13 protein-coding genes are annotated in these 14,260 nt (G+C 60.5%); 9 read left to right on the forward strand and 4 right to left on the reverse strand.

What is annotated here, in order from left to right; all coding sequences use genetic code 11:
* Nucleotides 1-47: 47 nt before the first annotated feature.
* Nucleotides 48-2,336, forward strand: a complete 2,289-nt coding sequence (gene tynA, locus ACA072_RS19380; protein ID WP_497619894.1) for a primary-amine oxidase — start codon at nucleotides 48-50, stop codon at nucleotides 2,334-2,336.
* Nucleotides 2,337-2,444: 108 nt separating this feature from the next.
* On the opposite strand, the gene feaR is transcribed toward tynA, so the two are convergent.
* The 3 genes from feaR to paaY form a co-directional block, all read right to left on the reverse strand.
* Entirely contained in the window at nucleotides 2,445-3,359 is a 915-nt protein-coding gene (gene feaR / locus ACA072_RS19385; protein WP_497619896.1) for a transcriptional regulator FeaR, read from the reverse strand.
* An 84-nt stretch (nucleotides 3,360-3,443) separates the two neighbouring features.
* Nucleotides 3,444-4,367, reverse strand: a complete 924-nt coding sequence (gene paaX / locus ACA072_RS19390) for a phenylacetic acid degradation operon negative regulatory protein PaaX (protein ID WP_285436084.1) — start codon at nucleotides 4,365-4,367, stop codon at nucleotides 3,444-3,446.
* 166 nt (nucleotides 4,368-4,533) lie between these two features.
* Nucleotides 4,534-5,130, reverse strand: coding sequence for a phenylacetic acid degradation protein PaaY (gene paaY / locus ACA072_RS19395; protein ID WP_497619897.1), 597 nt, complete (start codon nucleotides 5,128-5,130; stop codon nucleotides 4,534-4,536).
* Between the two features lie 361 nt (nucleotides 5,131-5,491).
* Here paaY and paaF point away from each other — a divergent pair, with 361 nt between their 5' ends.
* The 6 genes from paaF (at nucleotide 5,492) to paaK (ending at nucleotide 11,683) form a co-directional block, all read left to right on the forward strand.
* Nucleotides 5,492-6,265 carry a 2,3-dehydroadipyl-CoA hydratase PaaF gene (gene paaF, locus ACA072_RS19400; RefSeq protein ID WP_497619899.1) on the forward strand — a complete coding sequence of 258 codons (774 nt, stop codon included), beginning with the start codon at nucleotides 5,492-5,494 and terminating at the stop codon, nucleotides 6,263-6,265.
* Between the two features lie 34 nt (nucleotides 6,266-6,299).
* Nucleotides 6,300-7,091: a 2-(1,2-epoxy-1,2-dihydrophenyl)acetyl-CoA isomerase PaaG gene (gene paaG / locus ACA072_RS19405; protein ID WP_438659442.1), complete on the forward strand. Its 792-nt coding sequence runs from the start codon at nucleotides 6,300-6,302 to the stop codon at nucleotides 7,089-7,091.
* A gap of 3 nt (nucleotides 7,092-7,094) precedes the next feature.
* Nucleotides 7,095-8,618 (forward strand): 3-hydroxyacyl-CoA dehydrogenase PaaH, encoded by a 1,524-nt coding sequence (gene paaH, locus ACA072_RS19410; RefSeq protein ID WP_497619901.1) that lies wholly within the window; start codon nucleotides 7,095-7,097, stop codon nucleotides 8,616-8,618.
* Nucleotides 8,605-9,054: a hydroxyphenylacetyl-CoA thioesterase PaaI gene (gene paaI / locus ACA072_RS19415; RefSeq protein ID WP_497619902.1), complete on the forward strand. Its 450-nt coding sequence runs from the start codon at nucleotides 8,605-8,607 to the stop codon at nucleotides 9,052-9,054. The genes paaH and paaI overlap by 14 nt, the downstream gene beginning before the upstream one ends.
* Nucleotides 9,047-10,258 carry a 3-oxoadipyl-CoA thiolase gene (pcaF, locus tag ACA072_RS19420; RefSeq protein ID WP_497619904.1) on the forward strand — a complete coding sequence of 404 codons (1,212 nt, stop codon included), beginning with the start codon at nucleotides 9,047-9,049 and terminating at the stop codon, nucleotides 10,256-10,258. The genes paaI and pcaF overlap by 8 nt, the downstream gene beginning before the upstream one ends.
* 99 nt (nucleotides 10,259-10,357) lie before the next feature.
* Nucleotides 10,358-11,683 carry a phenylacetate--CoA ligase PaaK gene (paaK, locus tag ACA072_RS19425; RefSeq protein WP_497619906.1) on the forward strand — a complete coding sequence of 442 codons (1,326 nt, stop codon included), beginning with the start codon at nucleotides 10,358-10,360 and terminating at the stop codon, nucleotides 11,681-11,683.
* A 164-nt stretch (nucleotides 11,684-11,847) separates the two neighbouring features.
* Here paaK and ACA072_RS19430 read toward each other — a convergent pair whose 3' ends face one another.
* Nucleotides 11,848-12,582: a hypothetical protein gene (locus ACA072_RS19430; RefSeq protein WP_497619908.1), complete on the reverse strand. Its 735-nt coding sequence runs from the start codon at nucleotides 12,580-12,582 to the stop codon at nucleotides 11,848-11,850.
* Nucleotides 12,583-12,953: 371 nt separating this feature from the next.
* Here ACA072_RS19430 and paaA point away from each other — a divergent pair, with 371 nt between their 5' ends.
* Both paaA and paaB read left to right on the forward strand, forming a co-directional pair.
* A complete protein-coding gene (gene paaA, locus ACA072_RS19435) occupies nucleotides 12,954-13,943 on the forward strand; it encodes a 1,2-phenylacetyl-CoA epoxidase subunit PaaA (RefSeq protein WP_497619910.1) in 990 nt (329 codons plus the stop codon).
* 27 nt (nucleotides 13,944-13,970) lie between these two features.
* A complete protein-coding gene (paaB, locus tag ACA072_RS19440) occupies nucleotides 13,971-14,252 on the forward strand; it encodes a 1,2-phenylacetyl-CoA epoxidase subunit PaaB (RefSeq protein WP_198865865.1) in 282 nt (93 codons plus the stop codon).
* The last annotated feature ends 8 nt before the right edge of the window (nucleotides 14,253-14,260 follow it).

Genomic DNA, 14,260 nt, shown 5'->3' on the forward strand with positions numbered 1-14,260 from the left:
GCAAAGTGCAGGTGTGCCACCCACCTGCTTTCCCCAGGATCCCGGAAATGTTCAAGCCCATGCTGCTGTTTAAAAGAAAACCGCTGGCCCGCCTCGCGCTGGCCATCACTTTGGGTACCCTTGGCTTGCCATGCTGGATGCCCAACGCCCAGGCCCATGGCGGGGCCGCGGAAATGGTGCCGCTGCAATCGACCCTCGAGGCGTTCGGTGCCACGGTCAAATGGGACGACTACGCCGACCTGTTCGTGATTGCCAAGGACGGTGTCTACCTCAAGGTCAAACCCGGTAGCAAAGTCGCCGTGCTCAACGGCAAACGCATGGAGCTGTCGGTGCCGGTGGTGTTCAAGGACAAGACCGCGTTCATGGCCAAGGACTTCATCAATCAGGTGTTCCAGTCCGGCCTGGACAAGACCTTCGTCGTCGAGACCCGCCCCAACCCGCTCAATCCGTTGAGCGCCGATGAAATCAAGACCGCGGTGGACATCGTCAAGCAATCGGAGCACTACAAACCCGGTTTTCGCTTCACCGAAGTCTCGGTCAACGAGCCGCCGAAGGATCAGGTGTGGAATTTCGTCTACACCGGCCAGAACGTCACCCAGCCGCGCCAGGCCAGCATCGTGGTACTCGACGGCAAGCATGTGATCGAGGCGCTGGTCGATCTCGACAGCAAGACACTCAAGTCGTGGAACCCCGTCGAAGGTGCCCACGGCATGGTGTTGCTGGACGACTTCGTCACCGTGCAATCGGCCGTTGAAGCGAGCCCCGAATACGCACAGGCACTGGCCAAGCGCGGTATCAGCGATGTGAAAAAGGTCGTGGCCACGCCGTTGACAGTCGGTTACTTCGACGGCAAGGACGGTCTGGCACAGGACAAACGGCTGCTGAAAATCGTCAGTTACCTCAACACCGGAGACGGCAATTACTGGGCGCATCCCATCGAGGGCCTGGTGGCGATTGTCGACCTTGAGCAGAAAAAGCTGATCAAGATCGAGGACGACGCGTTGATCCCGGTGCCGATGAAACCCACGCCGTATGACGGGCGCGGGCGCAACGGAACATCGGTCAAACCGCTGGAGATCATTGAGCCGGAAGGCAAAAACTACACCATCACCGGCAACAGCATTCATTGGCAGAACTGGGACTTCCATGTCCGCCTCGATTCGCGGGTCGGGCCGATCCTGTCCACGGTGACCTACGACGACAAGGGCAAGAAACGCAAAATCATGTACGAAGGCTCGCTGGGCGGAATGATCGTGCCCTACGGCGACCCCGACGGCGGCTGGTACTTCAAGGCTTACCTCGACTCGGGCGACTACGGCATGGGCACCTTGACCTCGCCGATCGCCCGCGGCAAGGACGCCCCGGAAAATGCCGTGCTGCTGGATGCCACGATTGCCGACTACACCGGCGCGCCAACCTCGATCCCCCGCGCCATGGCGGTGTTCGAACGCTACGCCGGCCCGGAATACAAGCACCAGGAAATGGGTCAGCCCAACCTCAGCACCGAACGCCGTGAACTGGTGGTGCGCTGGATCAGCACCGTCGGCAACTACGACTACATCTTCGACTGGGTCTTCCAGCAGAACGGCACCATCGGCATCGACGCCGGCGCCACCGGCATCGAAGCGGTCAAGGGCGTGAAATCGAAAACCATGCACGAGGCCACGGCCAAGGAAGACACCCGTTACGGCACGTTGCTGGACCACAACATCGTCGGCACCACGCACCAGCACATCTACAACTTCCGCCTCGACATGGACGTGGACGGTGAAAACAACTCACTGGTGGAAGTGAACCCGGTGGTTGCCCCGAACGACCGTGGCGGGCCGCGCACCAGTACGATGCAAACCGAGCAACACGTGGTCGGCACTGAACAGCAAGCCGCGCAAAAATTCGACCCGTCGACCGTGCGCCTGCTGACCAACTTCAGCAAGGAAAACAAAGTCGGCAACCCGGTTTCCTATCAACTGATTCCATATGCCGGCGGCACGCACCCGGTGGCCAAGGGCGCCAATTTCGCCAAAGACGAATGGCTCTATCACCGTTTGAGTTTCATGGACAAGCAACTGTGGGTGACGCGCTACAACCCGCAGGAGAAATACCCTGAGGGCAAATACCCGAACCGCTCGGACAAAGACTCGGGGCTGGGGCAGTTCAGCCAGGACAATCAGTCGATTGAAAACACCGACGATGTGGTGTGGTTGACCACCGGCACTACGCATATCGCACGGGCTGAAGAGTGGCCGATCATGCCAACCGAGTGGGTGCATGTGCTGTTGAAGCCGTGGAATTTCTTTGACGAGACGCCGACGCTGAATCTCAACAGTCCGAAGTAAGGGTAAACATCAAAAGATCGCAGCCTCGTTTCACTCGACAGCTCCTACAGGGGATCGCGTAATCCTGTAGGAGCTGTCGAGTGAAACGAGGCTGCGATCTTTTGATCTTCAAGCATGTTTTTTGCGGTACTCGCCGGGTGCTATGCCGAAGCGGGTTTTGAATGCTGTGGAGAAGTGGCTCGAATCTGAAAAACCCCATGAATAACCCAGCACTGACAGCTTCTGCTCGGTGCCCGATTGGCGCAGGGATTCAGCACACAAATCCAGGCGACGATTCTTGATGTAGCGTGCGACCACCAGGCCCTTCTTCGCGAACATCCGATAGAGGCCGCGGACCGACATCCCGACCTCCCGTGCCAGCCATTCAGGGCAGAGCTCTTCCGAGCGAATGTGCTCGTCGATACAATCCAGGGTCTTGCGAAACACTCGCTCATGCACATCACTGCACTCTTCAGCCTGGCTGATGGCCGGGCGCAGCAGACTGACAATCGCCCCCAGCGTTGCCTCGCTTTCTTGCAGGCTGAGGTTGTCCTGGCGTGTGGCGTCGAGGATCAGACGGTGCGACAGCATCGCCAACGGCGACGTCGCGGCGATCCGGTGTCCGCACTTGACCTGATTGAAACGCAGGGTTTGCTCCACCAGGTGCGACGGCAGAATCAGCGACAACTGCCGGGAGTTTTCACTGTAGGTAAAGTCACTGGGGCGCGCGGCGTCGATCAGCGTGATGTCACCCGCAGACAGCAACACCTTGTTGTCGCCCTGGGCCATGCCGGCCGTGCCGTCGAGCTGGAACACGGCAAAGTATTTGCCGCCCTCGCCCGCCGCGACTTGCGCCGGCGTGCGGTACAGCCGCGCCTGGCAGGCGTCGACAAAACTGAGTTTAAGGGCGCCGCTCTGGTGCTCGCGGATCTGCCCGGAAAACCCGGCGCCCAGGGTTTGCGCATCGAAGGCGCCACAGATCTGGTTGATCTGATGGATCCACTGATCAAAGCCATCACGGCGCTGTGCAATAGAAGAAATCATGTCTGGCCTCACGCAGGCTTATTTTTATTATCTACGCCAATCCACAGTTCTCCTGAACAGCACCGCTCCTTGACCGATAACGGGTTATTTCAGCCCGCCAAAGCGTCGATAAAAACTCTCGCCCACGTCTGGCAACGGTCCGTCGGCGGTTTCCAGTGCGCTGTTCAGCCATTCCTCGGCCTTGGCGTAGATCAATCGATAGATGTTGCGGCACAACTGGCGGGCGGCACGGCCTTCCCAGTCACCGGGCAACAATTCGTCCGGCAATTGCGGGTCGCGCAACAGCAGCTTGCGATACTCATGAATAAGCAGAACCCGTGCCAGGAAACAGTCGGACGGTTGCAGGTTCTCCTGCTCGCGAAGCGCTTGCCAGAGCGGTCGGAACAGTTGGATGAACTCGCTGTAATGGGTCGCCAACTCTTCAATGTTCCAGCTCTCGCGCACCTGCAGACGCAGGGCCTTGGAGGCCAGTACGTCTTGCGCGGTGGTTTCGAAGACGATGGTGTCTTCCTGGGCACCGAGGTCGAGCAAGGTCGCGTTGAGGTCGGCACGGTCACTGCGCGGACAGGCCAGCACCGCCGGCGAGATTGCACCAAAACCTTGCCATTCCAGCTCTTCGCGCACTTGTTTGCGCTTGTCCTGGGTCAGTTGCGTCAGCATCACCAGGCTCCACGAACCATCCCACGCTGGCACGGTGGAGCTGTAGACCCGCTTGAAAGCCTTGTCGAACCGTCGACGACCGGTGCCGGTCAGGCTGTAGTAGCTGCGGCGCCCGACTTTCTCGGCGGTCAGCCAGCCTTCTTTGGTCAGACGGAAAATCGAGGTACGGATCAATCGTTCGTTGATGCCGATGGGCTCGAGCAACTGAATCAGGCTGCCCAGCCACACCGTGCCGCCATGGGGTTCGATGGCATCGCCATACAACGTGATGATCAGGGAGCTGGCGCGGATCGGCGTCTGCTCCTGGAATCGGGTAATCAGGTGGTTCAAAGGTGTCAGGGACGACATGGGCGTACCGGGTTGAAAAAAGAAAAGGAATATACCGAAAGTCCATCGGTTAATCGCATTCCCCTGTGGGAGCGGGCTTGCTCGCGAAGGCGTCGTGTCAGTCGAAATTGATGCTAAATGACACACCGCTTTCGCGAGCAAGCCCGCTCCCACAAGGGGATTGTGTTCACAGGCTGCTGCCTTTGGGTCGAAGGCCGCTGTCGCTGATGCGCGGTCGATCAGGTTCCGGCTGGCTCAGCGGTTCGCAGACTTGCATCTGTTCAAGGCAGCGTCTGGCCAGTTGCTGATACTCGCGGGTACCCGCCTGCTTCCACGCCACTTCTTCATCGCTGAGGCTGCGTTTGACACTGGCCGGTGCACCCATCACCAGGGACTGCTCCGGACAATCGAATCCGGCTTTGACGAACGCGGCCGCCGAGACGAATGAACGTGCACCGATGCGCGCGTTGTCCATCACCACCGCATTCATCCCCACCAATGCATCGGCGCCGACCCGGCAACCGTGCAATACCGCGCCATGCCCGATGTGGCCGTTGCGTTCGACCACGGTGTCGCTGTCGGGGAAACCGTGCATCACGCAGGTGTCCTGCAGGTTGGCGCCCTCTTCCAGCACGATCCGCCCGAAGTCCCCACGCAAACTCGCCAATGGCCCGACGTAGCAATGGGGGCCGATGATCACGTCGCCGATCAGCACGGCGGACGGATGAACGTAGGCAGTGGGATCAACCACCGGGGTCAAGCCAGCAAGGCTGTAGCAGGTCATGGGGCGTTCCCTTTATAGGGCATTCACAAAGCGATGCCGATACAGGGTCATTTTGTATCACATCGTATTTGTTAGCACAAAGCAGAAAAACCGTATCACTTATGAATCCCGTCGAGCGCCCCTTTTCCGCGAGACTAAAAACTACGACAAAACCCAATAAAAACGGCACAAAAAGCGCCTAACGAGGACAGTCCCGGTCAAAGCCTTAAAACCAAACAATTGCAATTAGGACACATTAAATCAATTTTACTGTTGTATTTGCGTATCACGTTGTAGGTATACTCAGGCAAAACCGGCCCACCGCGCCGATCCAATAATGAGCCGGCATCACAGCCGAGCGTGCACCGTGAGGGCATCCGCCATGCCTCTAACCCTTGCTGTCGAGTTCATCGAGCCGGGTGTCCGTCTGATTACCTTGCAGCGCCCGCAAGCGCTGAACGCCCTGACCACCCAATTGCTCGGCGAACTGGCGGATGAACTGAACGCCGCGCAAGCCGATCCCGCCACCCGCGTCGTGGTGCTGACCGGTAGCCGCAAAGCCTTCGCCGCAGGAGCGGACATCAAGGAAATGGCCGAGCGCAATCTGGTCGGCATCCTCGACGACCCGCGCCAGGCGTCGTGGCAGACCATCACCCGCTTCAACAAACCGCTGATCGCCGCCGTCAACGGCTTTGCCCTCGGCGGTGGCTGCGAATTGGCGATGCATGCGGACATCATCATCGCCGGGGAAGACGCTCGCTTCGGTCAGCCGGAAATCAACCTCGGGATCATGCCCGGTGCCGGTGGCACCCAACGTCTGCTGCGCGCCGTCGGCAAATCCATGGCCATGCAAATGGTTCTGACCGGCGAGCCGATCGACGCCCGCCAGGGCCAGCGTGCCGGGCTGGTCAGCGAAGTGACCCAGCCGGAATTCACCGTTGAACGCGCCCTGCACATCGCCCGCAGCATTGCCGGCAAAGCGCCGTTGGCGGTGCGCCTGGCCAAGGAAGCACTGCTCAAGGCGATGGACACCGACCTGGCCAGCGGCCTGCGTTTCGAGCGCCACGCCTTCACTGTGCTGGCCGGTACCCAAGATCGCGACGAAGGCATCCGGGCCTTTCAGGAAAAACGCACGCCGACCTTCACCGGGCAATAACCCTTCGAACGACTTCTCAGAGAGCGCCATGACCATGAACTTCGAACACATCCTGTTTTCCATCGAGGCCGGCGTCGCCCTGCTTAGCCTCAATCGCCCGGACCAGCTCAACAGCTTCAACGCGCAGATGCATGGCGAAGTGAAGGAAGCGCTGAAACAGGTCCGGCAGAACCCGGACGTGCGCGTATTGCTGCTGACCGGTGAAGGTCGCGGCTTCTGCGCCGGGCAAGACCTCAGCGACCGCAATGTCGCGCCGGGCAGCGCCGTGCCGGACTTGGGCGAATCGATCGAGAAGTTCTACAACCCGCTGATTCGCCAGTTGCGCGACCTGCCGCTGCCGGTGATCTGTGCGGTCAACGGCGTGGCGGCCGGGGCTGGCGCCAATATTCCACTGGCCTGCGATCTGGTGCTGGCGGCGCGCTCGGCGAGCTTCATTCAGGCCTTCTGCAAAATCGGCTTGATCCCCGACTCCGGCGGCACCTGGACCTTGCCGCGTCTGGTCGGCATGGCTCGCGCCAAGGCCCTCGCCTTGCTCGGTAATCGCCTGAGCGCCGAGCAAGCCGAACAATGGGGGTTGATTTACCGCGTGGTGGACGACGCCGAGTTGCGCAATGAAGCCCTGACGCTCGCGCGCCATCTGGCCACCCAACCGACTTACGGCCTGGCGCTGATCAAGCGCAGCCTGAACGCCAGCCTGAGCAACACATTTGACGAACAGCTGGAGCTGGAAAAAGACCTGCAGCGCCTGGCCGGGCGCAGCGAAGATTACCGTGAAGGCGTCAGCGCCTTCATGGAAAAACGCAGCCCAAGCTTCAAGGGGCGCTGAGCCATGACAGCACTGAATTCCAACGCGCGCATCGCGGTGATCGGCGCCGGGGCCATGGGTGCCGGCATTGCGCAGGTCGCGGCGCAGGCCGGCCATCCGGTGCTGTTGCTGGACAATCGTCCGGGCGCTGCGGCTCAGGCCATCGATGGGATTGATCGGCAATTAGGCAAAAGGGTCGAGAAAGGCAAGCTCTGCGCCGAGGCGCGGATGGCGACCATCGCCCGCCTTCAGGCCGTGGAAGCCATCGAAGCACTGGCCGATTGCGAGCTGATCATCGAAGCCATCGTCGAGAACCTTGAGGTCAAACGCGCCCTATTCCGCCAGTTGGAAGGCATCTGCGGTGAGCACTGCATTCTGGCGAGCAACACCTCGTCGTTGTCGATCACCAGCATCGCGGCGCAGTTGAACCACCCGCAACGCTTGCTCGGCCTGCACTTCTTCAACCCGGCACCAATCATGGCGCTGGTGGAAATTGTTACTGGCCTGGCCAGCGATCCAGCATTGGCTGAATGCCTGTACGACACCGCCAAGGCCTGGGGCAAAAAACCGGTGCACACCCGCTCGACGCCAGGCTTTATCGTCAACCGCGTGGCCCGGCCGTTCTACGCCGAGAGCTTGCGTTTGCTCCAGGAAGGCGCGGCAGATTGCCCGACGCTCGATGCACTGATGCGCGAGGCCGGTGGTTTTGCGATGGGCGCGTTTGAACTGACCGATTTGATCGGCCACGACGTCAACTACGCCGTCACCTGCTCGGTGTTCGACGCCTATTACGGCGACACCCGCTTCCTGCCTTCGCTGATCCAGAAAGAACTGGTGGATGCCGGGCGTCTGGGCCGGAAAAGTGGTCATGGCTTCTATCGCTACGCCGAATGCACCGAACGTCCGCAACCAATGTCCATCAGCAGCGAACACGCCGTTGAAACCTGCGTGGTAGAAGGTGATCTGGGTATCGCCAACGCATTGATTCCACGCCTGCGCGAACACAATATCGAGATCGTTCAGCGCGACGGTCAGGGTCTGCTGCGGGTCGGCGACGCGGTGCTGGCGTTGAGTGACGGGCGCATGGCCTGTCAGCGTGCCAGGGAAGATGGCCTGCGCAACCTGATCCTGCTCGACCTGGCATTCGACTACGGCAAGGCCAGCCGTCTTGCCATCAGCTACGCGGCAGACATCGACCTCGTCGCCCTCGAACACGGCGTCGCGTTGCTACAACGGGCCGGGTTCTCGGTCAGCGCGCTCAGCGACAGCCCCGCCCTCGCGGTGCTGCGCACCGTCGCCATGCTCGCCAACGAAGCCGCCGACGCCGTGCTGCAAGGCGTGGCCTCGGCCTCCGACATCGATCTGGCGATGCGTGCCGGGGTCAATTACCCGCAAGGCCCGCTGGCCTGGGCCGATGCCATTGGCCTTTCGCGCATCCTTACGGTGCTGGAAAACCTGCAAGCGAGTTACGGCGAAGAACGTTATCGGCCGTCGCTGCTGTTGCGCCGCCGGGTCGCTGAAGGGAGGAATTTTCATGACCAACCATGAAGCCATGAACCTGGCCAGCGACTGCGCGCAAGCGTTGTTCAAGCGTGACACCGCCAGCCAGGCGATGGGCATGCGCCTGCTCTCCGCCGCGCCAGGTTGCGCCCGCGTCGGCATGAGCGTGCGCGCCGACATGATCCAGGGCCACGGCACGTGCCACGGCGGCTACCTGTTCGCCCTCGCCGACTCGGCGTTTGCCCTGGCCTGCAACAGCTACAACGAAGCCACCGTGGCCATTGGTTGCAGCATCGACTACATCGCTCCGGCGCGCCTGGGCGACACCTTGAATGCCGACTGCACCGAGCAAAGCCGTTCCGGTCGCACCGGCAACTACGACGTACGCATTGAAAACCAACTGGGCCAGCTGATCGCGCTGTTCCATGGCAAATCCTACAAAGTGCGCGGCGCTGTGCTCGCGCAGGAGAACCCGAATGAATGATGCCTTGATCATCGACGCCGTGCGGACCCCGATCGGCCGCTACGCCGGCGCCTTGAGCAGCATGCGCGCCGACGACCTCGGCGCGGTGCCGCTGCGCGAATTGCTGCGCCGTCACCCGCAAGTCGACTGGAATACCGTGGATGACGTGATCTACGGCTGTGCCAACCAGGCCGGCGAGGACAACCGCAACGTCGCGCGCATGTCGGCGCTGCTGGCCGGGTTGCCGGTCAGCGTGCCCGGCACCACGCTCAACCGTTTGTGCGGTTCCGGGCTGGATGCCATTGGCACCGCAGCGCGGGCGATTCGTTGTGGCGAGGCCGGCTTGATGCTGGTCGGTGGCGTCGAGTCGATGTCCCGCGCGCCGCTGGTGATGGGCAAGGCTGAGCAGGCGTTTTCTCGCGATGCGCAGGTCTACGACACCACCATCGGCTGGCGTTTCGTCAATCCGCTGATGAAAAAAGCCTACGGCATCGACTCCATGCCGGAGACCGCCGAGAACGTCGCCGAGCAGTTCGACATCTCCCGCGCCGACCAGGACGCCTTTGCCCTACGCAGCCAGCAACGTGCCAGCGCGGCCCAGGCCAGCGGGCGTCTGGCCAAGGAAATCGTCGCGGTTGAAATTCCCCAGCGCAAAGGCCCGGCCAAAGTCGTCGAGCATGACGAGCACCCACGCGGCGACACCACGCTTGAACAGCTGCAGAAACTCGGCACGCCGTTTCGCGAAGGTGGCAGCGTCACCGCCGGCAACGCATCCGGGGTCAATGACGGGGCTTGTGCGCTGTTACTGGCCAGCCCGGAAGTCGCAAAACGCCATGGCCTGAAGGCCCGCGGGCGGGTCGTGGCGATGGCCACTGCCGGGGTCGAGCCGCGGATCATGGGCATCGGCCCGGTGCCGGCAACGCGCAAGGTCCTGGAGCTGGCCAACCTGAGCCTCGCCGACATGGACGTGATCGAACTCAACGAAGCCTTTGCCGCGCAAGGTCTGGCGGTACTGCGCGAATTGGGCCTGAGCGACACCGATGCGCGGGTCAACCCCAATGGCGGCGCGATTGCCCTCGGTCATCCGTTGGGCATGAGCGGCGCACGATTGGTGACCACCGCCCTGCATGAACTGGAAGAACGTGAGGGTCGCTACGCCTTGTGCACCATGTGCATCGGCGTCGGCCAGGGCATCGCGCTGATCATCGAGCGTTTGTCCGACTAAAGAACCGCGATTCCCGGGGAGCCGAGAGGTATCCTTGGGGCATGCACTCAAAGCCCTTGTGTAGAAGGGCCGAAACACAAAAATAATTCGAGTGAAGTCATGAACATGCCAATTGCCAAAGCCGTGCTTGATCCCGTGCTGGACCCGATGGAAACCGCCAGCATCGACGAACTGCGCCAGCATCAGCTGGAACGTCTGCGCTGGAGCCTTAATCACGCCTACAACAATGTGCCGCTGTATCGCCAACGCTTCGACGCGTTGGGCGTGCACCCGGACGACATCAAGTCCCTGGAAGACCTGGCGAAATTTCCGTTCACCACCAAAACCGACCTGCGCGATAACTACCCGTACGGCATGTTCGCCGTACCAATGCACGACGTGGTGCGCCTGCACGCCTCCAGCGGCACCACCGGCAAACCGACGGTCGTGGGTTACACGCAGAACGACATCGACACCTGGGCCAACGTCGTCGCGCGCTCGATCCGCGCAGCGGGTGGCCGGCGTGGCGACAAAGTGCATATTTCCTATGGCTACGGCCTGTTTACCGGTGGCCTCGGTGCGCATTACGGCGCTGAACGCCTGGGCTGCACGGTGATTCCGATGTCTGGTGGCCAGACTGAGAAGCAGGTGCAGCTGATCAAGGATTTCCAGCCGGACATCATCATGGTCACGCCGTCATACATGCTCAACATTGCCGATGAAATCGAGCGCCAGGGCATTGATCCGCACAAACTGGCCCTGCGCCTGGGCATCTTCGGCGCCGAGCCGTGGACAGCCGAGCTGCGCAGCGCCATCGAGAACCGTCTGGGCATTACCGCCCTCGACATCTACGGCCTCTCGGAAATCATGGGGCCTGGCGTGGCTATGGAATGCGCCGAGACCAAGGACGGGCCGACGATCTGGGAAGACCACTTCTACCCGGAAATCATCGATCCGGTCACCGGTGAAGTGCTGCCGGACGGGCAGATGGGTGAGCTGGTGTTTACCTCGCTAAGCAAGGAAGCCCTGCCGATGATTCGCTATCGCACCCGTGACTTGACGCGCCTGTTGCCGGGTACGGCGCGGCCGATGCGGCGGATCGACAAGATCACCGGGCGCAGTGATGACATGTTGATTATTCGTGGGGTTAACGTGTTTCCGACGCAGATCGAGGAACAGGTGCTGAAAATCAAACAGCTTGCGGAGTGTTATGAGATTCATCTGTATCGCAACGGAAATCTGGACAGCGTGGATGTGCATGTCGAGCTCAAGGCTGAGCATCAGCATTTGGGGGATGACCAGCAGAAGGCGGTGTGTGCCGAGTTGAGTCGGCATATCAAGACGTATATCGGGATCAGTTCGCGGATTGTCTTGCAGCCGATGCATTCGATCAAGCGGTCTGAGGGGAAGGCTTGTCATGTGATGGACAAGCGCCCTAAAGGATGACTGCTGCACCCTTTGAGCCCCGCTTTTTGCGGGGCTTTTTTTTGTGAGCGCCCTCTCCCTGTGGGAGCGAGTCCTCTGTCGTCGAAATGCCGCGGGAACGCTCTGTATTCCGCTGCCAATGCGAGGCTGAGGCTGTGCCCGAACCATCAGGCCTGGCAGGTCGTTCAGAGATTACGCGATAGCGCCCTGCGCACGCTGTCCCTGTTCAGCTCAGGGCTTTCAGGCTCGACCGAAGTTTGCGCCGGTGCAGGGCTTTCGAGCTGAAAGGAGAGTTCAGCCTGGGCGGGTTCTTCGACTTGAACAACGCTTGGCGTCGGAGTACGGCTGGCCGCCAGATTGTCCAGTTTCGAGAGGTAGGCGTTCAGGTCGCTGACCAGCAGTTTCTTGCGCTGGGAGCCCTGGTACAACGCAAAGCAAAGATACCCCCCCGCCGCCAGGAGGCCGAGCCCGGCGGTGGCAATACCGGCCACGCACAATCCCGACACGATCAGCACGGTCTTCCAGTTGAAGGGCGTCAACTCCAGCTCGGTATTGAGCACGCTCGCATCACGCAGGATCCAGCGTTTGGACGCCGTGTGGTTCAGCAGGATGGTGTGCAGGGGCGAACCGTCCTTTTTCACGGCACTGATCAACGAGATTTCCTGGCCGGTACGCAACGGAATGTCCACGCCGCGCAGCTTCACATCGTGCTCGACGCCGTCCGGGGTCTTGACCCAGAACTCATGATTGATGATGGACACCGAGCTGACACGCACCGGCGTGAGATCCCCGTCCTTCCCATTCACATGAACGCCGCCCGTGGTGGTCACACGGGTCTCGCTGAGCTTTTCGCTGCCCACCACTTCACCGCTCAAGACAGTGAACGCAACGGTTTTATCGGCATGGGTGAACTTATGCATTTCGATTCCTTTTTAGACCCACGTCGATCGACGTGCACGAGAGAGATCCGTATGCCGCGGATGCTACTAAGTAGCCATTACGCTGTCCAGAATTCACCACCAACACCTTTCCCCTGTAGCAGCTGTCGAGCCTTGGCGAGGCTGCGATAAAAGAACACATAAGCACGCAGCCTCGCCAAGGCTCGACAGCTGCTACAGGAGAGGGGTGTGCAGGTGCTTGAAGTCAGTCAGCTCCTGACTCACAAAACAACCATCCATCCCAAAGCGATACAAAAATACATACGACACGATATTTTATGTTTGATATTAATTTATGTATCGCTTATAAAGTTCTCCATGCCCTAGATCAGATTCAAGGCGGGAGACCAAAAATGTACGCACAGCTCGTAGAAACAGGCGTAAAACGCATAAAAGACCTGTCGGAAATGTCCGAACAGGAACGCGCCTTCCAGGAAAAAATCGATTCAGAAATCAAGATCGAAGCAAAAAACTGGATGCCCGATGCCTATCGCCAGACCCTGATCCGGCAAATCTCCCAGCACGCCCACTCCGAAATCGTCGGCATGCTGCCCGAAGGCAACTGGGTCACCCGCGCGCCATCGCTCAAACGCAAACTGCAACTGATGGCCAAGATCCAGGACGAAGCCGGCCACGGCCTGTACCTCTACAGCGCCATGGAAACCCTCGGTGCCGACCGCGATGAAGAAATCGCCAGGCTGCACAGCGGCAAAGCCAAGTACTCGAGCATCTTCAATTACCCGACGCTGAACTGGGCCGACATGGGCGCGGTGGGCTGGCTGGTGGACGGCGCCGCAATCGTCAATCAGGTGGTGTTGCAGCGCACCTCTTATGGCCCGTACTCCCGGGCCATGGTGCGGATCTGCAAGGAAGAAAGCTTCCACCAGCGCCAGGGCTACGAAATCCTTCTGACCATGATGCGTCACGGCAATCAAGCGCAAAAAGACATGGTCCAGGACGCGATCAATCGCCTGTGGTGGCCGTCGCTGATGATGTTCGGCCCAAGCGACGAACACTCCCCCAACAGTGCCCAATCCATGGCCTGGAAAATCAAGCGCCAGAGCAACGACGAACTGCGCCAGCGCTTCATCGACCAGACCATCCCGCAACTTGAACTGCTGGGCTGCACCTGCCCCGATCCGGACCTGAAGTGGAACGCCGAACGCGGTCACTACGACTTCGGCGACATCCAGTGGAGCGAGTTCTACGAAGTGCTCAAGGGCAACGGCCCGTGCAACCAGGAACGCGTCGCCACCCGCCGCAAAGCCATTGAAGACGGTGCCTGGGTCCGCGAAGCCGCGGTTGCCCACGCTCGCAAAAAACAGAACAAGAACGCCGCCTGATCGGCCACCTGATGTGGAGTCAATAAAATGTCTGAATGGACCCTCTTCGAAGTCTTCGTGCGCAGCAAGCACGGCCTCAACCACAAGCATGTCGGCAGCGTGCATGCCGCCGACACCATCATGGCCATCGAAAACGCACGCGAGCTCTACACCCGTCGCAGCGAAGGCGTGAGCCTGTGGGTCGTGCCCTCGGCGCTGATTACCGCCTCGTCGCCGGATGAAAAAGACCCGCTGTTCGACCCGGCGGACGACAAGGTTTATCGCCACGCCAGCTTCTACGAGCTGCCGGCCGAAGTCGGGCACATGTGAGGTCCACC

The organism is Pseudomonas sp. LBUM1656, from assembly GCF_059716065.1.